Genomic DNA, 22788 nt, shown 5'->3' with positions numbered 1-22788 from the left:
TTCGACGCGCAGCGCGGCGCCGATCTCAGGCGGCGCGTTTGCGGCTTTCGAGCACGCGCGCCTGCTCGGGGTCGTAGAGGCGCAATCTGGCGGTATCGGTCTTGTTGAAAACGACGGCGGCCTCAACGGCGTCGAGACGGTCGAGCGCCATCCCGACGTCGCTGCGATGCGTTTTGTCCCATTCGACGACGAAGAGAAGCCTGTCGGCCTGTTCGGCGAGAAAGGGCGCTTGCGGGGCTTCGAGCGCTGGCGGCCCGTCGATGATGACGACGTCGAACCATCGGCGGGCGACTTTCAGGAGGGCGCGCAGGGTTGCGCCGCGCATCAGCGCGCCGATGTCCGCGCCGTCGCCCGCGTCGCGTCCGCCGAAGGGAAGGAGCGTGTAGCCGTCGGTCGGCTGCTCGATGAGGGCGGATGTCAGATTTTCCCTCGCGGCGAGAATGTCGAGCAGCCCGTGAGGCGGCTTTTTGACGTGCTCCGCCCGATCGGCCTCGATGAGCAGGACCCGGTCGCCGCCCCGCGCGAGAAAGGCCGCGAGATTGATGGCGACGGTCGAGCGCCCCTCGCCCCTCACCGAGGACGAAACGAGGACGACGGCGCCGTCCGCGTCGGCGCCGGGTTGGATGACGCCGCGGCAGACTTCCGAGAGCCACGCCGTAACATCGGGCGCCTCGATGGCCCGGCGCGCCGCGTCAGACGGCGCGGGCGCCATGGGCAGGAAGACGAGCGCCTCGACGCCACCCAGACTTGCCGCCTGGGCGCTCGTTCGCAGCGTCGTGGATCGCGTCTCGTGCAAGCCTGCAGCGGCCAGGCCGGCCGCAAGGCCAAGGCCCATGCTCGCCATCGCGAGGATGACTTTCCCCGGCGCGGGACTCGTCGGCGGGACGGCGGGCGAGACGATGCGCACGTCGCTGGGCTCGAGGCCGTTGACTTGCGCCAGCTCGCGCTGCCGGCTCAACAACTCTTCGAAGACTTCGCGCTCGGCCTTGGCTTCGCGTTCGAGTTCGGTGAGCCTGACCATCTGCGGCCCGAGTTCGCCGCTTTCCGCCTGCGTGGCCTTGAGCTGGCGCGTCAACTCGGCCTCTCGCTGCTCCTCCTCGCGAAAGTCGCTGCGGGCGGCGGAAATCAGCCGACTGATTTCGGCGGCGATCTGCTGGCGAATGTCGCCGATCTGCGCCTTCAGGCTGATGGCTTCCGGATGGCGCGGCCCAAGCACCGTCGCCTGATCGGCGGCTTGTCGAGACAGCCGCGCATATTCCGCTCTCAAACCGGAAAGAACGCTCGACTGAACGTCCTGCGGCAGATTATCGCCGGCGCTGGCGCCAGCCTTGCGCAACAAGTCGTAGCGTGCGCGCGCCTCGGCGGTGCGAGACGCGGCGAGCACCATCTGCTGGTTCAACTCCACGATACGACGTTCGAGCAGCGTATTGCCCTGGCCCGCGTCGGTGACTTTGATTTGCGCCTTGAATTCGGCGACGGCCCGCTCGGCGCGGTTGACGCGCACGCGGAGTTCCGTGAGCCGCTTCTCGATCTCGCGGGCGGTCGAGGCGCTGAGACCGGAACGCAAGGACGCCTGATCGTCGAGGATTCTCTGCGCGACGCCATTCGCGACTTTGGCGCTTTCCTCGGCGGACGGCGACTTCACCGTCACGTCGATGACATAGGTCGCGCCGCGTCGCGCCACGGTCAAATGAGCGGACAGCTTCTGGATTGTCGATTGTCGCAAAAGCGCCGGCGTCGCGCCTTTACCGGCAAAGACCGGGTTGTGCGCAAGGTCGAGCTGGTCCACGACCCCGCCAACGAATCCGTCTGACTTTGCGACCTGCACGATGCTCTCGATGGCGTTGAAGTCCGAGCCGATATTGGCGAGCACGCCTGCCTTCTCGGTGACGCGCGTGGCGCGAGGGTCGATCATTACGACGGCCGTCGCCGAATACTGCCTCAAGAAAATCGCCGCCACGCCGAATGCGAAAGCTGCGACCGCGAGCGCCACGAGGGCGATGAGGCGCAGGTTGCGGCGCACGAACAGCAAGAACGAACGCGCGAGCACGCCGGGCGTCATCGGCTCGGCCAGGGAGCCGCTCGGCTTTCCCGACGCCGCCCACGAAAATCCTCGTCCGGTCGCCGCCTGCGTCAATCGGCTCCTCGTTTGATCAGAGCGTCGAGGAGCGGCGTGTTCCAGGCCCGCGTCACCGGGTCCGTCAGCGAGAAATCATGGTCGAACTGCCAATAGGCCCACCCCCAGCCAAAGCTTTCCGCGGTGCGCGCGACATGACGCGTCCATGCGGCGCGCGACGACGGCGGCGCCGTCTCGAGCGCGCCGAATTCGCCCAGATAGATCGGCCGATCTTGCGCCTTTCCCCAGCGGGCGATCAGCGCAAAATCGTCGACGATCTGCCGCCGCGCCGCGCCTGAACCCCAGGCGACGTCGCGCACATGCGCATATTCCTCGCTCCAGCTCGCGCCCTGGAAGGTGAAGCGATGCGGATCGTAATAATGCACGCTCACAATCAGCCGCCGGTCGCTCTCGGGAAGTTCGAGCTTCTCGATCGCCGCCATGTCGCTGGTGTTGAGCGCGCCGACGATGACGAGCCGCTCGGGCTCCCGTGCGCGAATTTGAGCGAGAGCGGCGGCCGCGGCGGCGTTCCACTGCTCATGGCTCATTTCGCCGCCGGGCTCGTTGAGGAGCTCATAAACAACATTCGGCCGCGCGCGGGCGTATCGCGCCGAGATTTGCCGCCAGAAGGAAACGAGCCGCGCCTTGCAGCCCGCGGGCTTGGTCTGGCAGTCCTGATTGTCATGCTGATCGAGGACAACCTTCAAGCCTTCGGCGTCGGCGCGATCGAGCACGCGATCCAGAATGTCGAGCACGCGCGCGTCGAGCTTGCCCTTCTTGTCAAAATAGCGGAATCCGAAAAAATTCACTCTGACGTGATCGAAGCCCGCTTCCCGGATTCGGCCGAAATCCGTCATGCGGAAGGGATTGTCGAAGCTCCCCTCCCATATGCCGTCGTAGCCGAGGATGTTCACGCCTTTGCGTAAAGGACTGGCGTCGCGCGCCGGTTCGGACGCAAGCGCGTTCGGGCCTGCAACGGCGAGGGCGAATAGAGAGACGAAGCGGACGAGGCGTCTTCCCAGGCGGCGCATCAGAGCGCATCCCAGAGCGGCGCCGCCCGCAGCGCGCCCGGAGCGCGTCCGCGTCTTTCCACGCGGGAAGGGGCTTTGGCGGGAGATGGAGCCGGGGCCGGGATCGGACGCGCGAACACGAAAGCCGTTATCATCGTGAGGTGGGTCGTGAGGATATTTGTCGAGCGCATGAAGTAGGTTTCGGTGAAATTGAGAAGGAACAGGAGGCAGGCGTAACTGACCCCGAAAGAGGTCTGGCTCGGCGGAAAGACGCTCCCGCGAATGAGATCGCTCATGCGGAGCCCGAACAGCAGATAGGAGAGCAGGAAGAGCGTATAGCCGGCGATTCCCGTCTCCATGACGATGGCGATGTAGCCGTTGTGATAATTGTCGAGGAACCACTGGTAGCGTTCGAGGAAGAGCTCCTTCACGACGCTTCGCGTCCAGAACCCGTTGACGCCGGCCCCGAACCACGGCGAATCCCAGAAAAAATTCAGAGCGTGCTGCCAAATGTAGGTGCGTTGGGTAAAATCCAGCGGCGCGCCGAAGACGACGAGATAGCGGTTTTGCGTCACCAGCAGATAGGCGATGACGCCGCCGCCCACGACCGCCAACAGCGAGGGTGCGAAGGCGAGGGCGCGCGCGAAGGCCTTCGACTTGCTCATGAGATAGATGGCGCCGATCGCCTCCACCGCGAGCGCGCCGCCGCCACGTGAGCCGGAGGCGAGCAAGCAAAGAAGAGCGAGTGCGATGGCGGACCAGCTCCACAGGAGGCCGGCGCCGTTCATCAACCGGAAGGTCGAAAAGAACAGCAGCATGGCGGCGCAGACGCCCAATGTCTGCTTCGAGGAGAAGAGGCCGCTCCATTGGCCGTTGTGAAGATAGTCGCTCATCACGCCGACGCTCGGACGAAGATCGCCATCGCCGCCGAGAGGAGGCAAATGGCGAAAAGTCCGAGCTGCATGCAGACGGCGACGTCCTCCCAGGGGAATGTCGCCGTGAGGCGCCAGGCGCCGATGAGAACGACCAGCTGCGCAGCTGCCTTGAGCAGGCTGCTCTGGGCGTTGTCGGACCAGAGCGCCGAGGCCATCGCCAGGCCGAAGAAGGCAAGAGTGACGTAGAGGCCGACGCTCCATTCGATCTTTAGAACAGGCCGTGCGAAGAAGCTCGACGCAATGATGACGAGCCAAAAGACGAGGCCGAGGTATTGCTGGAAATTCGAGCCTTCGCCGCCGGGCGTGATGTCGGGATGGAAGTCGCCGTTCAACAGGAAAACGATCGCGAGCAGCGACAGGCGTATGAGCAATGTGGCGCGCGCCGCCACGCGCGCCTGCAGGGTCATCGCGATCAGGGCTCGTCTCGACGACATAAGACCATCCATAAGAGCGCCCAATCTGGCGCCATAGCGCAAGCGTGACAATTAGCCAGCTTTATGACTAATGATCGGTTAAGCAGGCCGCCCCGGACGGCCTTTAGCCATGGCGCGCTTACCGGGCGGCGTTCGATTTCTTCGCCGCGCCCGCCTGAATCTCCCGCCAGGTGTCCGACTGCGAGATCATCTCCCGGATGGCGGCGACGTTTTGGGCGGCGTCGGCAGGCGGCAGATCGCGTTGCGACCATTGTTCCGCTTCGGAAAATTTGCCCTGAAGGGCCAAGACCAGCGCCAAATTCTGGCGCACGCGCATATCTGCTGAGGGCTGGCTCGCCGCGAGCCGCAGGGTCTCTTCGGCGCGGGGCAGATTCTTCGCGAGCGCATAGGAGAGCCCCAGATTGGAGAGCGCCGTGGGCTCGTTGGGGCGGATTTTCAGCGCCGCCTCGTAATAGTTGCGGGCGGCCTCGTGATCGCCGAGCTGATCGGCGATCGAGCCTTGCGTCGACAGGATCGACCAGTCGGGGCGCTCCGGCGTATGCGCCTTTTCGAGCGTTTCGGCCGCCTGCTGCAATTTCCCGGCGTCGGCAAGCGCCTTGCCATAGGCGCCGAGCACCTTCATATCCTCGGGATAGGTGATCGCCAGCCCCTGCATCACGGCGACGGCCTGCGCGTTCTGGTCCAGCGCATGCAACGCCTTGGCGTAGGTCATTGCGGTGGTCTTGTCCTTGGGGTTGCGATCATAGCGCTGGCCCCACTCCTCAGCGAAGCGGCGCAAGGCCGTTTCATCCTGGGGGAGGGGGGCGGAGGCCCCCCGGACCGAGCCCGTTATATCGCCCAAGGAGGATTTGTTGCATCCTGAAAGGCAGACGAGCGCTACGAGCGCCAGGGCGCAGGCGACGCGGGGCGAAGCAGGAGACGCCTTTGTCACGGCTTATTGTTCCATAGCGAGGACGATTTCCAAGCTTGGCAGTAAAGCGTTAACTTTAACGGAAGCTTAACGGAGGCTGATAGGCGCTCGATGACGATGAAGCTCGAGGACTGGTCCGCAGAGGCGATTCCCGTCGATTTCGTGGATAAGGCCCGCTGGCCGCAGGTGAAGGAAAGCCTGTCCGCGGCGGTTGCGGCGATCGCCGATTCCGTGCGCTTCGAGGGCAAGCCGGGGACGCTGCTCCTCGCGCCGGCGCTCAATGGCGCGGCCGCGCGCGCCTTTTTCGGCGTCGAGGAGCCAGAGGCGAAAAAGCGCGACGCTTTTCTTGCTGGCAAGCTCGCAACCGCTTTGCCGCCGGGACTTTATCGACTGGGCGAGGGCGTCGCGGACGCCGAACAGGCGGCGCTCGCTTTTCTCCTCGCAAGTTACGCGTTCACCCGCTACGTGGCGCCGAGGCCGGAGTCGCCGCGCCTGTGCGCGCCGCAGGGGGTCGACCGCGCCCGCATCGAACGCATCGCGTCCGCAGTTGCGCTCGGCCGCGACCTGGTGAATACGCCCGCAAACGACATGGGGCCGGAGGCGTTGGCGGAAGCCGCCCTGGGCCTCGCAGCCCGATATGGCGCGCAGGCGCGCGCGATCGTCGGCGATGCGCTGCTCGCCGAGAATTTTCCCCTCATCCACGCCGTCGGCCGCGCCGCTGCGCAGGCGCCGCGCCTCGTCGAATTCACGCATGGCCCCGAGGACGGGTTGAAGGTGACGCTCGTCGGCAAGGGCGTGTGTTTCGATTCGGGCGGCCTCGACATCAAGCCCTCTTCGGCCATGGCGCTGATGAAGAAGGACATGGGCGGCGCCGCGACCGCGCTGGCGCTCGCCGCCATGCTCATGGACGCCGGCCTTCCTGTACGGCTGCGCGTGCTGTTGCCGATCGTGGAAAATTCCATTTCCGCGAACGCGTTCCGCACCAGCGACATCTATCGCAGCCGCAAGGGGCTCACGGTCGAGATTGGCAACACCGACGCCGAGGGGCGGCTCATTCTCGCCGACGCGCTCGCCTGCGCGAGCGAGGATCAGCCGGATCTTCTCTTCGACTTCGCGACGCTGACCGGCGCCGCGCGCGTGGCGCTGGGGCCGGAACTGCCGCCCTTCTATACGGGCGACGACGCGCTTGCCGAGGCGATCTTCGCACAGGGGCGCGCGGCGAATGATCCGGTCTGGCGCATGCCGCTGTGGGAGAATTACGACGGCGGCCTCGACGGCAAGATTTCCGACCTGGTGAGCGTCACGAGCGGCGGGTTCTCCGGCTCCATCGTCGCCGCGCTGTTCCTGCGCCGTTTCGTCGCCGACCCGGCGCGCTGGGCGCATTTCGACGTTTATTGCTGGAACCCATCGACGAAGCCCGGCCGCCCGGAGGGCGGCGAGGTGCAGAGCGCGCGGCTGCTTTACGATCTCATCGAAAAGCGCGCGACGGAAAGGGCGAAGGCATGACGAACCCCTTCGACCGACGCCTGACCCCCGCGCGCGCCGATCTCGCCGCCGTCTATCTCAAGGGCCGCGTCACCGCCGACCGCTATGTCGAAGGCGTGGTCATGGAAGTGAAGGAGGGGGTCGTCGACCTGCGGCGCGAGCCGCGGCCCGATTCCGCCATCGATACGCAGGCGCTCTATGGCGAGCGCGTGACCGTTTATGACGAGGAAGAAGGCTGGGCCTGGGCGCAGCTCGCGCGCGACGGCTATGTCGGCTGGATCGCCGCCAACGCCCTGTGGAGCGAATTGAGCGCGCCCACGCATCGGGTCGCCGTGCCGCGCACCTTCGTCTATCCCGCCGCGAGCATCAAACAGCCGCCGCTGCTGGCGCTGCCGCTGAGCGCCGAAGTCTCCGTCGTGGAGGAGCGCGACGCCTTCCTCGTGACGCGCGACAGGGGCTTCATCTGGCGAACCCATCTCTCGGCGCTCGACGCGCCCGCCGAGGATTTTGTCGCCGTCGCGGAAACGCTGATCGGCGCGCCTTATCTCTGGGGCGGCAAGTCCTCGATCGGCGTCGACTGCTCCGGCCTCGTCCAGATCGCGTTCGCCGCGACGGGCCGCAAGGCGCCGCGTGACAGCGACATGCAGGAAGCGCAACTTGGCGCCTCCGTAGCGATCGGCGCGCCGCTCGAGCGCGGCGATCTCGTCTTCTGGAAGGGCCACGTTGGAATCATGCGCGACTCCACGACGCTGCTCCACGCCAACGGAACGCACATGCTGGTGTCCAGCGAGCCGCTGGAGCTTGTGCGCGCGCGCAATCTCGAGGCCGGCGCCGGGGACATCACCGGCGTGCGGCGTTTGAGCGGGTAGTCGCCCCATGGAGAAGGTCATCTATTTCGAAGATCTTTTCGTCGGCAGGCGTTTCGTCTCAGAGCCTGAAGAGGTGACGGAAGAGGCGATCGTCGCCTTCGCGCGCGAGAATGATCCGCAATATTTCCATCTCGATCCACACGCCGCGCGCGACAGCATGTTCGGCGGGATCGTCGCCAGCGGTTGGCAGACGGCCTCCGCGACGGTGCGTCACCTGCTTTATCGTTGCGGGGTGACCTTCCCCGGAGGTCTCATCGGCGTCGATACGCAGATTTCCTGGAAGCGGCCGGTGCGGCCCGGGGACCATCTGCATATCCAAGGCGAGATCACCAAATTGCGCGTCTCGCGCTCACTGCCGGATCGGGGTCTCGTCACCTTCGACGGAGGCGCCTGCGACGGCGCGGGTCGGACGGTGCAAACCCTCGTGGCGACGATGCTGGTCTCCCGCGACCCTAAGCGCGCGGAGGGGCCCGATACGGTCAGCAGCGCGCCTTGATGAAGGTGCGCGCGAGGCGTTTGACGCCCACGATTCCGGCGGCGACAGAATTGCGAGACTGGTCGGGGCCCTGCGAGTCGGAAGGGACCTCCGCAATGACGGCGATGCCGGCGAAAGGAAGCCCGAAGCGCCGCGCGAGGATCGCTTCGGGCGGAATCGTCCAGCCGACGATATCGGCGCCGAGCTGGCGCGCCATTTTTATCTCCGCCGGCGTTTCGAATGTCGGCCCGGAAAACCACATCATCACGCCTTCATGGATCGTGACGCCGCCTTCCGCGGCGGCGAGTTTGATGCGGCGGAGCAGCCGCTTGTCGTACGCCTCGTTCGAACCGGCCAGTCCGTCCCCGCTCGCCGCCGCGCCGATCAACGGGTTGAGGCCGTTGAAATTGATGTGGTCCGTCACCACGACGACGCTGCTTGGCGCAAGAGGGGCGAGCGCGACGCGCGCGAGGCCTGTGCTCAGCACGGCGCGGGCGCCCAGCAGGGCGAGCGTTTCTATCGGAGCCGACATGAGGCTGGGGTCGCCCGTCTCAAAAAAGGTTGAGCGGCCTTTCAAGATGACGGTCGGCGCATCATCGATCGCCGAGACGATAAATTCCCCGTCCTCAACGCCGGCGCAGGTTGGAAAGCCGGGCAGGTCCGCATAGGGAATGGTGACAAGTCGTTCGCCAAGCTCTGGCAGGCTGTTGAAGACTCCCGCGGTAATCAGCGCGGTTTCGACCGGGCCGGCCCCATAACGCGAGCGGATGATCGCGGCCGCCTCCTCGGCAAGACTCGTCATTTGATCCTCGCAAGCGCGAAAAGAATAATCTCGCAGGTTGAGCCTGCGCGAAAATCTCTACGCCTGCGATTCTAACGATTGGCTTAACCTACACCGTTGACACTCTCCGCCTGATTGCGAAAAGCGGCCGCAAATAGCGCCCGCGTATATTCATTTTCGGGATGCGCAAAAAGTTTTTCGGCAGAGCCGGCCTCGACGACTTTCCCGTGCCGCATGACGATGAGCTGGCCGGCGAGCGCCTTCACGACGCGCAGATCGTGGCTGATGAAGAGATAGGCGAGCGAACGACGACGCTGAAGATCGCGCAGCAGGTCGATGATCTGCGCCTGAACGGACATGTCGAGCGCGGAAGTCGGCTCGTCCAGGACGACAAATTTCGGCTCCAGCACCATGGCGCGGGCGATGGCGATGCGCTGGCGCTGGCCGCCGGAAAATTCATGCGGATAGCGATCCATCGTCGCGGGATCGAGCCCCGTCTCCTTCAACGCGCGGGCGACGATCTCGCGGCGCTCGTCGAGCGAAAGCTCCGGCCGCTGCACAGTGAGGCCCTCGGCGACGATCTCGGCCACCGACATGCGCGGCGACAGCGAGCCGTAAGGGTCCTGAAAGACGATCTGCATATCGCGTCGCCGCGGCCGCATCTCGGCGACGCTGGCGCCGTCGATGCGCGAGCCGAGAAAGACGATCGGCCCTTCCGAGCGGATGAGACGCAGCATGGCGAGCGCGAGGGTCGTCTTGCCGGAGCCGGATTCGCCGACGACGCCCACTGTGCCGCCCGAGCGCACCTGCAGCGTCACCCCGTCGACCGCCTTGATATGATCGACGGTGCGGCGCATGAAGCCGCGCTTGATGGGGAACCAGACGCGCAGATCGTCCGCCGAGATGACAACCGGGGCCTTGTCGTCTTCGACGATGGGATCGCCCTTCGGTTCGGCGGTGAGCAGGGCCTTCGTATAGGGGTGGCGCGGCGCATCGAAGACCGCGTTCACTTCGCCGCTCTCGACGATGCGGCCCTTCTGCATGACGCAAACAGTGTCGGCGAAGCGCCGCACGAGATTGAGATCGTGCGTGATGAACAGGATCGCCATGCCATAAGTCTGTTGCAGGCGCTCCAGCAGCGCGATGATCTGCGCCTGCACGGTGACGTCGAGCGCGGTCGTCGGCTCGTCGGCGATGAGCAGATCGGGCTTGTTGGCGAGCGACATGGCGATCATCACGCGCTGCCGCTGCCCGCCGGACAGTTGATGCGGATAGGCGCCGAGCCGCGCCTCGGGATTGGGAATGCCGACTTCCGCGAGGAGTTCGATGACGCGCGCGCGCATGGCCTCGCGCCCGCGCATGCCGTGGAGTTCGAGGATCTCGGCGATCTGCTGCTCGATCGTTTGCAGCGGATTGAGCGAAGTCATCGGCTCCTGAAAGACCATGGTGATGCGTGCGCCACGAATGGCGCGCAGGTCGCGCTCGCTGATCGAGAGCATGTCCGAGCCGGCAAACAGCGCCTGGCCCGTGGCCATGGCGCCCGGCGGCAGGAGACGCACGATCGAGAGCGCGCTGATCGACTTGCCGGAGCCGGATTCGCCGACGAGCGCCAGCGTCTTGCCGCGTTCGAGCGAAAAGGAGACGCGGTCGACCGCGACGGTCTCCTTGCCTCCCTGGAGGAAGGAGACCGAGAGGTCGCGGACGTCGAGGAGGGGAGCGGAGGTCATTGCGTCTTCCAGTTTCGGCCTCACTGGGTCCAAGCCCGGAGAACCACGTCTATCCCGGGGCGGTCTGGCGGAATGCGCTCCATGCCCTGGGGCGGTCTAACGCCATTGTCGTAAGACAAGAAATATCTGCACTGCGCTCGGATTGCGGTGACGAGGTGAATTGCGTCCGGCAGCGTGTGACGCGCCGCGCGTCTCAGGTCGGCAGTCTCGATGAGAATATCCCGCGTTATGGGCCGCAAGTCGAACATTTTGCTCCAGATGAGCAGATCGAGATAGAGCCGTCGCTTCACAGGGGTCGGCAGTCCGCCGGGACGCGATACCGGCGCCAAAAGCTCCGCCAGAGTCAGCTCGCTCGTTACGGCCGAGCCGGGCCTCTCCCTGAGGCGGAGGAGAAAGTCCTGCACGGGCTTGGCGGCTTCGATGGGCGATTCGAAGCCAGTAATGAAGACATTTGTATCGACATAGACGAGCGGAGCGGGCACGAGGTCAGTTGCCCCACTCATCGCGAAGCGATTTCACATATGCGTCGACTTCACTCTGACTCAAAAATACGTCCCGGCGGAGCGCAAACATTTCCTCAAGAGGCATGACGGCCCCAGGCGTTTCCTCTAATTCGACCGTGATCGTCACACGGGCGTTGGGGTCGATACCCGCACGCAATTCCTCCGGCAACTTGGCCGCGGGATAATGCTCTCGCACGATCTTGTCCATCTCGTCTGCCTCCGGCGGCATTTTATCCGACTTCACCGGAAATTTTTCCTCGGGTCAAAAGCGTCGCGCACGGCCTCGCCGACGAAGACGAGGAGCGACAGCATCAGCGCGATGATGGCGAAGCCCGTGAGGCCCAGCCAGGGGGCCTGGAGGTTGGATTTGCCCTGCAGCAGCAATTCGCCGAGCGACGGCGAGCCGGGCGGCAGGCCAAAGCCCAGGAAATCGAGCGCCGTCAGCGTCGTGATCGACGAATTGAGGATGAAGGGCAGGAAGGTGAGCGTCGCGACCGTGGCGTTCGGCAAAAGGTGGCGCAGGATGATGCGGAAATTCGACAGGCCCAGCGCCCGGGCGGCGTTCACATATTCGAAGTTGCGGGCGCGCAGGAATTCGGCGCGCACGACATGCACGAGCGACACCCAGGAGAAAAGCAGCAGAATGCCGAGCAGCACGAAAAAGCCCGGCGTGAGGAAGGACGAAATGATAATGAGCAGGTAGAGCTGCGGCAGCGAGGACCAGACCTCGATGAAGCGCTGGAAGACGAGGTCGACGCGGCCGCCGAAATAGCCCTGTATGGCCCCCGCCGCGACGCCGACGATGGACGAGATCGTCGCGAGGATGAGGCCGAACAGAACCGAGACGCGAAACCCGTAAAGCAGCCGCGCCACGACGTCGCGGCCCTGATCGTCCGTGCCGAGCCAGTTCCATTCGATGGCCGAGCAGCCGCGGTTGGGCTCGCCGGGCTTCAGGAGCTTGGCTGCCGCCGCCTCGCATTGGGCCTTGGTGAGCAGCCAGGTCGGGGGCGAGGGCGCGGGGGTCGGCAGGTCGAGATTATGCGTGTCGTAAGAGTAGCGGATCGGCGGCCACAGCATCCAGCCATGCGCCCTGATCTCGTTTTCGATCGTCGGGTCGCGATAGTCGGTGCGCGCCAGAAAGCCGCCGAATTTCTCCTCGGGATAGGACACGAAGGCCGGGAACAGCGGCTCGCCCTTGTACCAGGCGAGGATGGGCCGGTCGTTGGCGAGAATATTCGACAGAAGCGACATGACGAAGAGCGTCATGAAGATCCAGAACGACCAATAGCCGCGCTTGTTGGCCTTGAAATTGGCGAGCCGCCGCTGATCGAGCGGCGACAGCCGCAAGAGCCCGCTGCGTTCGATCGGGGGCGCGAGCCGCTCGGGCGCGTCGGTTACGGCGACCATCTCTAAACCTCGCGCGTTTCAAAATCGATCCGAGGATCAATCCAGGTGTAGGTGAGGTCGGAAATCAGGTTCACCACCAGGCCCACGAGTGCGAAAATATACAGGTTGGCGAAGACCACCGGATAGTCGCGATTGACGATGCTTTCGAAAGAGAGATAGCCGAGACCATCGAGCGAGAAGATGGTCTCGATCAGCACCGAGCCGGTCAAGAAGGCGTGGACGAAGGCCCCTGGAAAGCCGGCGATAACGATGAGCATGGCGTTGCGGAAGACGTGGCCGTAAAGAACCTGGTTTTCGGTCAGGCCCTTCATGCGCGCGGTCTGCACATACTGCTTGCGGATCTCGTCGAGGAAGGAGTTCTTGGTCAGGAAGGTCTGCGTGGCGAAGGCGCCGAGCGTCAATGCGCTGACTGGCAAGACGATGTGCCAGAGATAATCCTTCACCTTGCCGAACAGCGTGAGCTCGTTGAAATCATCGGAGGTCAGGCCGCGCAGGGGAAAAATCTGCCAGAAGGAGCCCCCCGCGAAGAGCACGATCAACAGCATGGCGAAGAGAAAGCTCGGGATGGCGTAGCCCACGATCACGACATTCGACGTCCACATGTCGAAGCGACTGCCGTCCCGCACCGCCTTGGCGATGCCCAAGGGAATGGAGATCAGATAGGAAAACAGCGTCATCCACAGCCCGAGCGACATGGAGACCGGCAGCTTCTCGCCGATCAGCTTGATCACGCTTTCATCGCGAAAATAGCTGCGGCCGAAGTCGAATAGCGCGTAATTCTTCACCATCAGCAGGAAGCGCTCCCAGGCCGGCTTGTCGAAGCCGAACTGCTTTTCGAGCTCTGCGATGAATTTCGGGTCGAGCCCCTGCGCGCCGCGATATTTGGAGGCGCTCTCGGCCGCCATCGGGCCGGTCTGCGACGCGCCGCCCTGGCCGACGTCGCCGCCGCCCCCCGAGAAGCGTCCCGTCGCGCCCACGTCGAAGCCCTGAAGCTGCGCGATGATGCGCTCGACCGGGCCGCCCGGCGCGAACTGCACGATGACGAAGGAAATGAGCATGATGCCGAGGATCGTCGGGATCATCAGCAGCACCCGGCGGGCGATATAGGCTCCCATGCGTCAGCGCCCCGTAAAGTTGATCTTGCGGGCCTTGCCCTCGTCCCACCACCATGTCCAGAGCACGCCCGTGTCGAATTTCGGCGGCTGCTCCGGCTGTCCGAAAAGATCCCAATAGGCGTAGCGATGCACCGGATTATACCAGTGCGGCACCCAATAGCGCTGCGAGCGAAGCGCCCGGTCGAGCGCGCGGCAGCAGTCGACGAGCGCCTCGCGTGAATCCGCCTGCTGCGCCTTGTCCACCAGGGCGTCGATGGCGGGGTGCGAAATGCCGGCGAGGTTGCGCGAGCCGTTCACATTGGCGGTCTTCGAGCTGAAATAGGCCCGCAGCTCCTCGCCGGGGTTCCAGGCCATCAGCATGACGTCGTGGACGATGTCGAAGTCGAAATCCTCCAGCCGCTTCTTGTACTGCGCGGCGTCGACCACGCGGATGCGGGCGGTCACGCCGAGCAGCTTGAGATTCTTGATGAAGGGTTGCGTATGGCGCTCGAAGACGTTCGAATTGTCGAGGAATTCGAACTCGAGCGGCGTCCCGTCGGGCAGGCGCAGAACGCCGTCCTTGCGCGTGCAGCCGGCGGCGATGAAGAGATCGTTCGCCTTCTTGAGCAGAGCGCGATCCTGCCCCGAGCCGTCGGAGACGGGCGACATGAAGGGCTCGCCGAAGACTTCCGCCGGCAGCTGATCCCGGTAGGGCTCCAGCAGCGCCTTCTCCCCGTCGCTCGGGAGGCCGCGCGCGGCAAGCTCCGAATTCTCGAAATAGGAGGAGATGCGCTTATAGGCGTCGTACATCAGATTGCGGCTCGTCCATTCGTAATCGAAGGCGTAGCCGATCGCCTCGCGCACGCGCGGGTCCTTGAAAATTTTCTTGCGCGTGTTGAACATCCATCCCTGGATGTTCGGGATGTTGTTGTTGGGCATGGTCGCGCGCTTGACGCGGCCGTCCTTGAAGGCCGGGAAGTCGTAGCCCGTCGCCCAGACGCGGGCGATGTTCTCCTCGCGCTCGGTGAAGGCGCCGGCCTTGAACGCCTCGAAGGCGACCTGAGAGTCGCCGAAATATTCGAAGCGCACCACGTCGAAATTGCCTTGGCCGCGGGTGATCGGCAAGTCCTTCGCCCAATAGTCGGGCACGCGCTGAAAGGCGACGTAGCGGCCCTGCTCGAACTGGCCGACCTTGTAGGGTCCAGAGCCGAGCGGCGGCTCGAGCGTCGTCGCCTCGAAGTCGCGGTCCTTGTAATAGGCGCGGGAGAAAATAGGCTGGTTCGCGACATTGAGCGGCAGGTCGCGGGTGCGGCCGGGGGCAAATTTCACGACCAGTATGTCGTCGGCCTCGGCCGTCGCGCTCTCGAGGTCGCGCAGCATCTGGCTGATGACGGGATGGCCCTTGGTCTTGAGAATATTGAGCGAGAAGGCCGCGTCATGCGCCGTGAGCGGCGAGCCGTCGTGGAAGCGCGCCTCTTTGCGCAACAGGAAGGTGTAGGTGAGCTTGTCGGCGGAGATGCGCACCTTCTTGGCGACGAGGCCGTAATAGGCGTCCCGCTCGTCGAGGCTCTGGTTCATGAGCGTGTCGAAGACGAGCGACATGCCGGTCGCCGGGTTGCCCCGCAGCACATAGGCGTTGAACGTGTCGAAGGTCGGGCTCGCCGGCGAGAGCGCGAGCGTGCCGCCCTTGGGCGCGTTCGGGTTCACATAGGGGAAGTGTTTGAAATCTTCGGGCTCGGCCAGATTGCCGAAGGTCGAGAGACCATGGCTCTCGATCTCGCCCGGCGCGAGCGGCGCGGGCGTCTGCGCCTTGGCGCCCGCTTTGGCCCAGGCGGGCGAGGCGAGCGCGGCGGCGCCAAGGGCGCCGGCGCGGATGAGAAGACGGCGAGAGAGCGGATAGTCGAAGGGATGATCAGCCAAGAACGACCTCGAGGCGGGGAACGCGCGGGCAGTCGCCGCACAGCCTGTGATTCCCTTAAGATTATGTCGGTTTTTGGCGGCTTGCCAGTGGGCGCAGGCTGCGGGTCGAAATCGGCCCTCGCGTCCGCAGAGCGGGACGCGTCTGTCTGCCTGGCTGATGAGGCCGGTTAGGGGCCCCTGATCGACGCCACGTCCGGGACCTTGGCGAGGCTGTCGCAGAAGCGGGGCGGCGGACGATAATCCGCAGAAAAAAGGCTCCATTCCTGACGCCGCTGCGGCGCCTCGATCGCGTAGAGGTCGAGAAGCGTATGCGTGAGGCGGTCCGACTGGAAGGGCCGATCGAGCGCGGCCTTCATCCGGTCGACGGTCTCCGGGCGGTCGACGGAGAAGCGGGCGCCGACATGGAAGAACAACGGAATTTCATACACCTGGCGAACCGTCGAGCCGTCATGGTGATCGCGCGCGCCGCCGTTCTCTCCGAGGCCCTCGCCATGGTCGGAGAGATAAGTGAGCGTATCGACGTCGCCAGCGCTCGCTCTCTCGATCAGCCTATGAAGCACGAAATCATTGTAAAGCATGCTGTTGTCATAGGCGTCGACGTCGGCGGACTTCTTGCGCCAGAAGTCGAGAAACGAGCCGGGCTTTTCAGGCGGCGCGCCGGGCCCGTCGGCGCCGAAGACCGCGTAGGACGGCGGATAGCGCAGCTCATAGGCTGCATGTGACCCCATGAGATGCACGAGGATGAATTTGGCGTCTCCGGGCTCTGACAGCGCGGCGTCGAAGGGCGCGAGAAGCTTTTCGTCATAGCTTCTCGTATCCATACGGCTCGCTTCGTCTGTGCCGCCATTCGCGTTGACGAGCGTGCGCACGTCGGCTGCGGCCGCGAAGATCGTGGCCCAGGTCGCAAGAAGCCCGGCGTTGGGCTGGTTCGACAGCCAATAGGTGCGGTATCCGGCCGCCTTCAAAGTTTCGAGAAAACTGGGCTGCGTGAAAAGCGGCGTCGCGTCCTCGCGATTGGCGAAGCTCATGAGTTCCTGAAGCGCGGGCGCGGTCGCTCCGCGCGACGAGCAGGCGTCGGCGACGACCAAGAGCTTGTCGCGGATCGCTTCGAGCAGCGGATTGGTTGGCCGGTCGTATCCGTAAAGCGACATGTGACGGCGCGTCGCCGTCTCGCCGAGAACCAGCACATGCACCCGGCGGCGCGCGTCGTGATTGACGACGCCCAAAGGCTTGCGATCTCCAAACCTCTTGACCGTTTCGACGACCTCCTTCTTGCTGGCGACGACCTCCGCGAAGCTCGTCGTGACAACGAAATAGAGGCTGTTCTTTCGGATGAACTCCTTTGTGTAGCCCGCAGCCGCCAGGCCGATGGCGGCGACGACGAGAATGGTTCGCGCCAGGGAGTTCTCGAGCGTCATCTTCTTGGGGCCAATCGTGACGGCGACGGCGATGGGCAGCGCCAGCGCTATCGCGCGCATCGACGACGCCGGATCCAGGAAGGCGCTCAAATATTCCCGATAGCCGGTGGGGTTCGAGTCGATAACTGCGCTCGCCGCCGCAACGCCAATCATTTCGTCGTAGACGAGCACGTAATAAAAGACGACCAGAGCGTAGATGACGAAAGACGTTCCGAGCAAAGTGTAAGAAGTTTTGCGCGCAAGGTCGTTTCTGAGGGTGACGACGGCGGCGCAGATAAGGGCTGTGAGAATCGCGTTGAAACCGCTGACGGCGATCATGCGCGTAAAATAGACGCCGTCCCACTTCATCAACATCAGCGCCGGGGCCAGCGTGACATAGGCGGCGGCGATCGCCAGACGAATCCACGGGACGCCCAGCAGTAGCATATTCATGGCTCCGGTCCTTCGAACGGAAGAAGAATGTCGAGCGTCTCCTCCGCCTCGCGCACGAGGAGAGGGGTGACGCCGAGCGGGTCTCCGTCCACTTGCGTTGCGACCGGGACCGGGGCGCGCACATGGGCGTGGCGCGTCTCGATCGTGGCGACGAGGCCGCTGTCTTCCATTCGACCCAGCATCATGAAAAACCCCAGCCGGCAAAGCGCGAGCGGCCCGACCTCGCGGAGCGCGACGAGCCGCAGCCCCGGCGTCAAAACACGGCTATTCCTTGCGATGACGAACTCCCCGCCGTAGCGGCTGGATTTCGTGAACACTGCGAGTTTCGCCGCGACGAGCCCGGCGTCGGTCTCGATTTCGAGGAGAGGGCCTTTGCGCAAGGCGAGGCGCATGGCCTCGATGAGATAGGCGGCGCGGCCGATGACGCGTTTCAACTCGGGGCGAAGAGCGTGAACGACTTCAGCGTCGAGACCCACGGAGGCCATCAGCACGAATGGGCGGTCGTTCGCGAGCCCGAGATGGAGCTTTCCCCTTCTGTTTGCCAGATAGGCGCGCGCGAGCGCGGCCATGTCGTGCGGCAGGCCGAGTTCGCGCGCAAGAATATTAACCGTCCCTTGCGGAACGACGCCGAGGACGGGTCTTGCGCCGGGACGTTCCAGGAGGCCGACGACGGCTTCATTCACGGAGCCGTCGCCGCCGGCGACGAGCAGACAGTCGGCGTCGACGTCACGTGCGAGGCGGCGAATGTCCCCCGGGCCCGGGCTTTCGGAGACATCGACCTGGCGCGTCGCAGCCGTCAGTTCCGCCGCGAGACGTGACAAGGCCGCCCGATTGCGCCTGCCGGCGGCGGGATTGGCGAGAATGACGATGCGCCCCGAGAGTTCGTTCGGGGGTTCCGGAGCATGGGACGGCGGCGATGGCGACAAAGGGGGCTCGGCTCTCGAGGGCGTGACAGATGGATCTATAAGCGCGTCGTCGGCGGGCCGCCGAGCGTCGTCTTGGCGATGAAAAAGCCGCCAAAAAAATGAACCGCTGGTTACACACAGCAAGAGCAGCGCCCGTTATGACTAACCACAGTTTCCGATCACCGGTTGCGCCGCTCAAGGGCATAGCTTAAGCCGATGGGGAAGCGAGGGCAAATTGATGCGCGCGCGCGTCTCGGCTTTGATCGACCAATTGAAATCGCAACGGGCCGCGTTCGGCGCGATCGTCGCCATGTCGATAAAGGCCGCTGGGGCGCTGATGACGCTCGCCGTCTTCACTCTGGCGGCGCGCGCCATGACGGCCGACGACTTCGGCAGTCTGGCGATCTGGTTCAACGCGGTCGGGTTTCTCGCCGTGGCCGCGGTCTTCGGTCAGGACACGCTGATCGCGCGCTCCTTCGGCGAATATGCCGGCAGAAGCGACTATGCGCGGGCATGGGGCGCCTATCGCTTCGGTTGGACGCTGACGCTCGTTTCGGGCGTCCTGTTCGCAGCGACGATGGTCGTCTGCGCGCCCTTGTTCTTTCCCGGCGTGGCGAACACGGTTTTATTGTCCGCCGCCTTCTTCCTGCTGACGCAGACGATCCTGCATTACTCCTCCCATTCGGCGCGCGCTGTCGTTGGCGTCTTGGTGTCGGAGGCGTCGCGCGAACTTATCTGGCGCGCAATTCTGCTTGCCGCAGTCGTCTGGGGCGCCTTCCATCAGGGGCTGACGCGGGCGGAATTCTTCGTCATAGCAGGCGTGGGGCAATTGCTCTCCCTGGCCTTCGCTTCCGTTTCGGTCTGGCGCGTCTGTCGAAAGCAGGAGGCGCCTGCGGCGAGCTACGCCGACAGAAGCAAATGGCTGTCGCGCAGTCTCCCCATGTGGCAATCGGCCATGCTCGAAGCGGCGAGCATGTATTTCGACGTCCTGTTGATCGGCTATGTCGCCTCGCCCGCGGCGGCGGGAGATTATTTCGCCGCCGCGCGCATCGCCAATGTTTTCCTGATGGCGCTGACCGGGCTCAATACCGTCACGGTCGCGCGCAGCGCCAGTCTCTATTTTTCGGGCAATGCGCAGAAGCTTCAGGAATTGCTGCGATCGATTGCTCTCGTGTCGACCGCGATGCTCGCGCCGCTCCTGCTCCTGATCTACATTTTCGGCGGGCAGTTTTTGACGCTCTTCGGCGCGCGCTACGCCGCCGTTTATCTGACGCTGGTCATTCTTGCGACAGGCTGCTTCGTGATGTCGACCTGCGGGTCTGCGTCAGTCGTGCTCCTCACGACGGGTCAGGAGAAGCTCTATTCCCGCATCATCGCAGGCGCGACGTTGGCGCGAGTCGCGCTCACGGGGCTTTTGGCCTGGCGCTTCGGCGCCCCGGGCGCCGCCGCCGGCTGGACGCTGGTCAATGTGCCGCTGTTCATGCTTTTATCTGCAATCTGCTATCGGAAGATCGGCGTCGATCCCTCGATCCTCAGCCTTCTCTCCCCGCTGCGCGAGAGGATGCGCGCCAGCTCGCAAGTCACGGGGCGAGCGCAAACCGGGGCCGACATGAACTTCTAAAGCGCTTGAACGGCGAGACTCTCTGCGGTGGAAATTCGGCTGTCGATGCGATGTTGTGCGAGCCGTCGGAAAGGCAGATATTTCGGCGCAAGAATCGCGCCGTCGATGCATTCCAGACCACCGCAACGGTTGAGCGTGTGCAAGCGTCCGCCGGGCCAGCGCGCTCCGGGCGTCATGCGGCTCACGAAAGACTGCCTGAAATTTTCCGCGTCGAGCGCGTCGATCCTCATGATCGCAATGGCCTTGCCATAACCTTTCTCGCAATCCTGCACGGGACGGAAGAGGCCGCGCGGGGTCGGGACAACGGCGCCGGCGGGGCGCGCGAAGCGGGAGTCGACCAGAACCGGCGAGAGCCGATGCGGCTCCCACGGCCCCAATAGAGTTGGGGCGTGATGGATTGCAAGCGTGTCGGAATAGCCGCCGTAGCCGTCGCGGACGACCGAGGTCATCCAGTAGCGTCCGCCGTGGCAAAAGATTGTCGCATCGGCCGCCTCGACGTTGTCCACGAGCTTGGCGACAGGCTCCCAACGCAACGGAAATTCGACGCAACGATAGAGCGTGATCGCTTGCGAGGCCGAGGCTTCCGGCGCCATGTAAAGGACGCCCGCGTCCTCGATGAGGAAGGGGTAAGAGAGGTGCCACGGCTCGGCGAGCGCTGTCAGCGCGTGGCCGATCGGACCTTCCGCGCCAAAGGCCTGAAACCTTATCGCGCCCCTCCCGCTGCGATAACCCATCGACTCGAAAAAGACGCCCATGCGTCCGCGCCATTGCACGGGAAAAGGATCGGCGGCGAAGCCCATATCGCAGTCGTAAAGGGCGTTCCAGGCCGGGCCGGCGAGCGATCCAGTTTCGAGCGCGCCCGGCCCGTCGTTAAAGCGCCAGCCAATCCGCCAGTGGGGCGAATGGCAACATAAGCGATACATCGCCCGTGTGGCGGCGAATGCGAGCCGTTTCGCGAGATAGGCTCCGGGCGTCGGAGCAAAGCGCGTCGCGCGCGCGGGTGGCGTTGCGGAAGGGCGGGGGACCGCGATCGCCTGTTCGATCAGCAGGGCTACGCGCGAGTAGACGGCGTCGAGGTAGAGCGTCAGCGCGGGCTCGCATTCGAAGGACGGCAATCCTTGCGCGGCGATGTCGCCCGTCGCGACGTCTTCAATCGCGACAATTGGCGCAACGCCGGAAAAAATGGCGTTGATGGCGGCCTGATCCGCGCGGTGACCGTCGTAGAGCGGCCTGAGCAAGCGGGCGCCGCTCTTCATGTCGGCTCCGCCCGTCAGATCGACGATCACGTCGGCGGCCGCATCGGCGGCGGAAATGGGCGCCGCAAGCCGATCGCACAACGCCGGCCGCGCGCGCTTGATGAGCAGGCGTTCGAGGTTGAGGAGCTGCGTCACCGCGCTTGGTTGATCGTCCGGCTCTGCATCGCATCGAAAGGCGACCTCCGCTTCCGGCCAGCGTTTTGCGAGGCGGTCGCGCAATCTTTGCTGCCAGCGCATGAAACGCGCCGCCGAGACGACGATGAGAATGCGTTTCATGCAAATGTACCTTCAAGGAGCTTTGCATATTCGTCGAGCATCCGCTCCAGCGGATAGCGTTGGTGTAGGCGCCTTCCGAGCGTCGTCAACGTCGCGCGCAATGGGACGTCGTCAAGCACGCGCCTCACCGAGCGTGCGAAGGACGCCTGGTCTGTTGCGTCGACAAACAGGGCGCAAGGCGCGCCCTCGACAGACAACACCTCGCGCAGGATCGGAATGTTGTTGGCGACGACGGGAACGCCCGCCTGCGCCGCTTCGACGGGCGCGAGCCCGAAACTTTCCGCCGCGCTTGGAAAGACGAAACAATCGAGCGCCGCCAGAACAGCGCCCATCCCGGCGGCGTCGAGCTCTCCGAGAAAATGGACGCGCTGCAAGACGCCGAGCGATTGCGCCAAGTCTTTCAGCCGCGCGAGATCGCCGCCTTGTCCAGCGAGAGCGAGATGCTGATCCGTGTTTTCCGAGAGAAGGCCAATGGCGCAGTCGAGTTGCTTGAGCGGATGCAGCCGCGCGGCGCAGCCGAGCAAGGTGACGTCTTGCGGCAGGCCGACGCGGCTCCGCGCCTCGGACTTCGATAAAGAGACGGACTTATCTTTAAAGCCGTGCTCGATATGCGCGATGCGCCGCGCGTAAGGCTCTGGATAGGCGCGATAGGCGGTCGCCGTCTGCGTGGAATTCACCACGATGCGGTCATAAGCGCCGAGCGTTCCCAGTATTTTATCGAGGAGGGCGACGCCGCGCGGAATGACCTCGGGCGCGGAGAGTTGGTTCGCGATCACCCGCGCGCCCGCGAGCTTTGCGACCGGCGCAGCGACGATATTGCCGTAGTGCTGCAGCGTGACGACCACGTCCGGCTTTGCGCGGCGCAGCTCCCCATAAAGCGCTCCAAGCAGTCGCAGCGCGCCGATTGGCGAAGAGGGGCGCGACGCCGCGCAAAAGAAGACGTTGGAGTCGCGGTCGAAGCTCTCGGTGCGGCGGTAGAAGAAAATCTGCCGTGTCCGCCAGCCGCGCTCTTCGAAACCGGCGGCAAGCTGGCGCGCGATCTCCTGGGCGCCGGCGTTTTCCGCCTGCGTCTGGACAAGGGCGACCGTCTTTTCTCTTTTGGACGCCAAGAGTCTGTCTTCTAATTGATGAACAAAGCGGGACGGCAAGGGCGAGCTTGACAGTATGGGCGAAACTTAAACCTTTCCTGAAGCCCGCACCGTGTAACGGAACGC

The 22788-nt window shown here is 64.5% G+C and carries 20 protein-coding genes; 4 read left to right on the top strand and 16 right to left on the bottom strand.

Annotated features, from left to right (window positions below):
• Positions 1-25: 25 nt before the first annotated feature.
• From ACETII_RS19900 to ACETII_RS19880, 5 genes are all read right to left on the bottom strand, one after another.
• Positions 26-2137, bottom strand: a complete 2112-nt coding sequence (locus tag ACETII_RS19900) for a GumC family protein (RefSeq protein ID WP_472786694.1) — start codon at positions 2135-2137, stop codon at positions 26-28.
• The gene (locus ACETII_RS19895) at positions 2134-3147 is read right to left on the bottom strand and encodes a glycoside hydrolase family 5 protein (RefSeq protein WP_472786693.1); all 1014 of its coding nucleotides are present in this window, start codon (positions 3145-3147) and stop codon (positions 2134-2136) included. Before ACETII_RS19895 ends, ACETII_RS19900 begins: the two co-directional genes overlap by 4 nt.
• Positions 3147-4019, bottom strand: coding sequence for an O-antigen ligase family protein (locus tag ACETII_RS19890; RefSeq protein ID WP_472786692.1), 873 nt, complete (start codon positions 4017-4019; stop codon positions 3147-3149). Before ACETII_RS19890 ends, ACETII_RS19895 begins: the two co-directional genes overlap by 1 nt.
• Positions 4019-4495, bottom strand: coding sequence for a hypothetical protein (locus ACETII_RS19885; RefSeq protein WP_472786691.1), 477 nt, complete (start codon positions 4493-4495; stop codon positions 4019-4021). The genes ACETII_RS19890 and ACETII_RS19885 overlap by 1 nt, the downstream gene beginning before the upstream one ends.
• Positions 4496-4613: 118 nt before the next feature.
• On the bottom strand, positions 4614-5273 hold the full coding sequence (locus tag ACETII_RS19880) for a tetratricopeptide repeat protein (protein ID WP_472786690.1): 660 nt from the start codon (positions 5271-5273) through the stop codon (positions 4614-4616).
• Between the two features lie 249 nt (positions 5274-5522).
• Here ACETII_RS19880 and ACETII_RS19875 point away from each other — a divergent pair, with 249 nt between their 5' ends.
• Genes ACETII_RS19875 through ACETII_RS19865 form a run of 3 tightly spaced genes read left to right on the top strand, consistent with a single transcriptional unit; the run spans position 5523 to position 8255 of the window.
• On the top strand, positions 5523-6911 hold the full coding sequence (locus ACETII_RS19875) for a leucyl aminopeptidase family protein (RefSeq protein ID WP_472788195.1): 1389 nt from the start codon (positions 5523-5525) through the stop codon (positions 6909-6911).
• Positions 6908-7759 (top strand): C40 family peptidase, encoded by an 852-nt coding sequence (locus ACETII_RS19870; protein WP_472786689.1) that lies wholly within the window; start codon positions 6908-6910, stop codon positions 7757-7759. Before ACETII_RS19875 ends, ACETII_RS19870 begins: the two co-directional genes overlap by 4 nt.
• A 7-nt stretch (positions 7760-7766) precedes the next feature.
• Positions 7767-8255: a MaoC/PaaZ C-terminal domain-containing protein gene (locus tag ACETII_RS19865; RefSeq protein WP_472786688.1), complete on the top strand. Its 489-nt coding sequence runs from the start codon at positions 7767-7769 to the stop codon at positions 8253-8255.
• On the opposite strand, the gene ACETII_RS19860 is transcribed toward ACETII_RS19865, so the two are convergent.
• The 9 genes from ACETII_RS19860 to ACETII_RS19820 all read right to left on the bottom strand — a co-directional run bounded on the left by ACETII_RS19860 (position 8239) and on the right by ACETII_RS19820 (position 18442).
• Positions 8239-9036, bottom strand: coding sequence for a purine-nucleoside phosphorylase (locus ACETII_RS19860; RefSeq protein WP_472786687.1), 798 nt, complete (start codon positions 9034-9036; stop codon positions 8239-8241). The two genes, ACETII_RS19865 and ACETII_RS19860, sit on opposite strands and share 17 nt — an antisense overlap.
• Before the next feature lie 83 nt (positions 9037-9119).
• Positions 9120-10742, bottom strand: a complete 1623-nt coding sequence (locus tag ACETII_RS19855; RefSeq protein WP_472786686.1) for an ABC transporter ATP-binding protein — start codon at positions 10740-10742, stop codon at positions 9120-9122.
• Positions 10743-10762: 20 nt separating this feature from the next.
• A complete protein-coding gene (locus ACETII_RS19850) occupies positions 10763-11245 on the bottom strand; it encodes a type II toxin-antitoxin system VapC family toxin (protein ID WP_472786685.1) in 483 nt (160 codons plus the stop codon).
• A complete protein-coding gene (locus tag ACETII_RS19845) occupies positions 11229-11453 on the bottom strand; it encodes a hypothetical protein (protein WP_363348978.1) in 225 nt (74 codons plus the stop codon). Before ACETII_RS19845 ends, ACETII_RS19850 begins: the two co-directional genes overlap by 17 nt.
• Positions 11454-11485: 32 nt before the next feature.
• Entirely contained in the window at positions 11486-12652 is a 1167-nt protein-coding gene (locus ACETII_RS19840) for an ABC transporter permease (RefSeq protein ID WP_363348976.1), read from the bottom strand.
• Positions 12653-12654: 2 nt separating this feature from the next.
• A complete protein-coding gene (locus ACETII_RS19835; RefSeq protein WP_363348974.1) occupies positions 12655-13767 on the bottom strand; it encodes a microcin C ABC transporter permease YejB in 1113 nt (370 codons plus the stop codon).
• A gap of 3 nt (positions 13768-13770) precedes the next feature.
• A complete protein-coding gene (locus ACETII_RS19830) occupies positions 13771-15666 on the bottom strand; it encodes an extracellular solute-binding protein (protein ID WP_472786684.1) in 1896 nt (631 codons plus the stop codon).
• A gap of 167 nt (positions 15667-15833) precedes the next feature.
• Positions 15834-17516 carry a phosphoethanolamine transferase gene (locus ACETII_RS19825; protein ID WP_472786683.1) on the bottom strand — a complete coding sequence of 561 codons (1683 nt, stop codon included), beginning with the start codon at positions 17514-17516 and terminating at the stop codon, positions 15834-15836.
• Positions 17513-18442: a diacylglycerol/lipid kinase family protein gene (locus ACETII_RS19820; protein WP_472786682.1), complete on the bottom strand. Its 930-nt coding sequence runs from the start codon at positions 18440-18442 to the stop codon at positions 17513-17515. The genes ACETII_RS19825 and ACETII_RS19820 overlap by 4 nt, the downstream gene beginning before the upstream one ends.
• Before the next feature lie 217 nt (positions 18443-18659).
• Between ACETII_RS19820 and ACETII_RS19815 the strand changes: the two genes are divergently transcribed.
• Positions 18660-20042 (top strand): lipopolysaccharide biosynthesis protein, encoded by a 1383-nt coding sequence (locus ACETII_RS19815; protein WP_472786681.1) that lies wholly within the window; start codon positions 18660-18662, stop codon positions 20040-20042.
• Here the strand turns inward: ACETII_RS19815 and ACETII_RS19810 are convergent.
• Together ACETII_RS19810 and ACETII_RS19805 are read right to left on the bottom strand one after the other, a co-directional pair.
• Entirely contained in the window at positions 20039-21574 is a 1536-nt protein-coding gene (locus ACETII_RS19810; RefSeq protein WP_472786680.1) for a glucosamine inositolphosphorylceramide transferase family protein, read from the bottom strand. The genes ACETII_RS19815 and ACETII_RS19810 overlap by 4 nt on opposite strands.
• Complete coding sequence (locus ACETII_RS19805) at positions 21571-22683, bottom strand: glycosyltransferase family 4 protein (RefSeq protein WP_472786679.1); 1113 nt, start codon at positions 22681-22683, stop codon at positions 21571-21573. Before ACETII_RS19805 ends, ACETII_RS19810 begins: the two co-directional genes overlap by 4 nt.
• Positions 22684-22788 lie beyond the last annotated feature (105 nt).

The organism is Methylocystis sp. NC52PC (assembly GCF_055698645.1).
The sequence above is the reverse complement of the archived record's forward strand: the minus strand, read 5'-3'. Positions and strand labels throughout refer to the sequence as shown.

Excerpts from the sequence above, each read along its gene's own strand:
- ACETII_RS19895 (WP_472786693.1), bottom strand. The coding sequence starts at position 3,147 with ATGCGCCGCCTGGGAAGACGCCTCGTCCGCTTCGTCTCTCTATTCGCC.
- ACETII_RS19890 (WP_472786692.1), bottom strand. The coding sequence starts at position 4,019 with ATGAGCGACTATCTTCACAACGGCCAATGGAGCGGCCTCTTCTCCTCG.
- ACETII_RS19885 (WP_472786691.1), bottom strand. The coding sequence starts at position 4,495 with ATGTCGTCGAGACGAGCCCTGATCGCGATGACCCTGCAGGCGCGCGTG.
- ACETII_RS19875 (WP_472788195.1), top strand. The coding sequence starts at position 5,523 with ATGAAGCTCGAGGACTGGTCCGCAGAGGCGATTCCCGTCGATTTCGTG.
- ACETII_RS19870 (WP_472786689.1), top strand. The coding sequence starts at position 6,908 with ATGACGAACCCCTTCGACCGACGCCTGACCCCCGCGCGCGCCGATCTC.
- ACETII_RS19865 (WP_472786688.1), top strand. The coding sequence starts at position 7,767 with ATGGAGAAGGTCATCTATTTCGAAGATCTTTTCGTCGGCAGGCGTTTC.
- ACETII_RS19860 (WP_472786687.1), bottom strand. The coding sequence starts at position 9,036 with ATGACGAGTCTTGCCGAGGAGGCGGCCGCGATCATCCGCTCGCGTTAT.
- ACETII_RS19855 (WP_472786686.1), bottom strand. The coding sequence starts at position 10,742 with ATGACCTCCGCTCCCCTCCTCGACGTCCGCGACCTCTCGGTCTCCTTC.
- ACETII_RS19850 (WP_472786685.1), bottom strand. The coding sequence starts at position 11,245 with ATGAGTGGGGCAACTGACCTCGTGCCCGCTCCGCTCGTCTATGTCGAT.
- ACETII_RS19845 (WP_363348978.1), bottom strand. The coding sequence starts at position 11,453 with ATGGACAAGATCGTGCGAGAGCATTATCCCGCGGCCAAGTTGCCGGAG.
- ACETII_RS19840 (WP_363348976.1), bottom strand. The coding sequence starts at position 12,652 with ATGGTCGCCGTAACCGACGCGCCCGAGCGGCTCGCGCCCCCGATCGAA.
- ACETII_RS19835 (WP_363348974.1), bottom strand. The coding sequence starts at position 13,767 with ATGGGAGCCTATATCGCCCGCCGGGTGCTGCTGATGATCCCGACGATC.
- ACETII_RS19825 (WP_472786683.1), bottom strand. The coding sequence starts at position 17,516 with ATGAATATGCTACTGCTGGGCGTCCCGTGGATTCGTCTGGCGATCGCC.
- ACETII_RS19815 (WP_472786681.1), top strand. The coding sequence starts at position 18,660 with ATGCGCGCGCGCGTCTCGGCTTTGATCGACCAATTGAAATCGCAACGG.
- ACETII_RS19810 (WP_472786680.1), bottom strand. The coding sequence starts at position 21,574 with ATGAAACGCATTCTCATCGTCGTCTCGGCGGCGCGTTTCATGCGCTGG.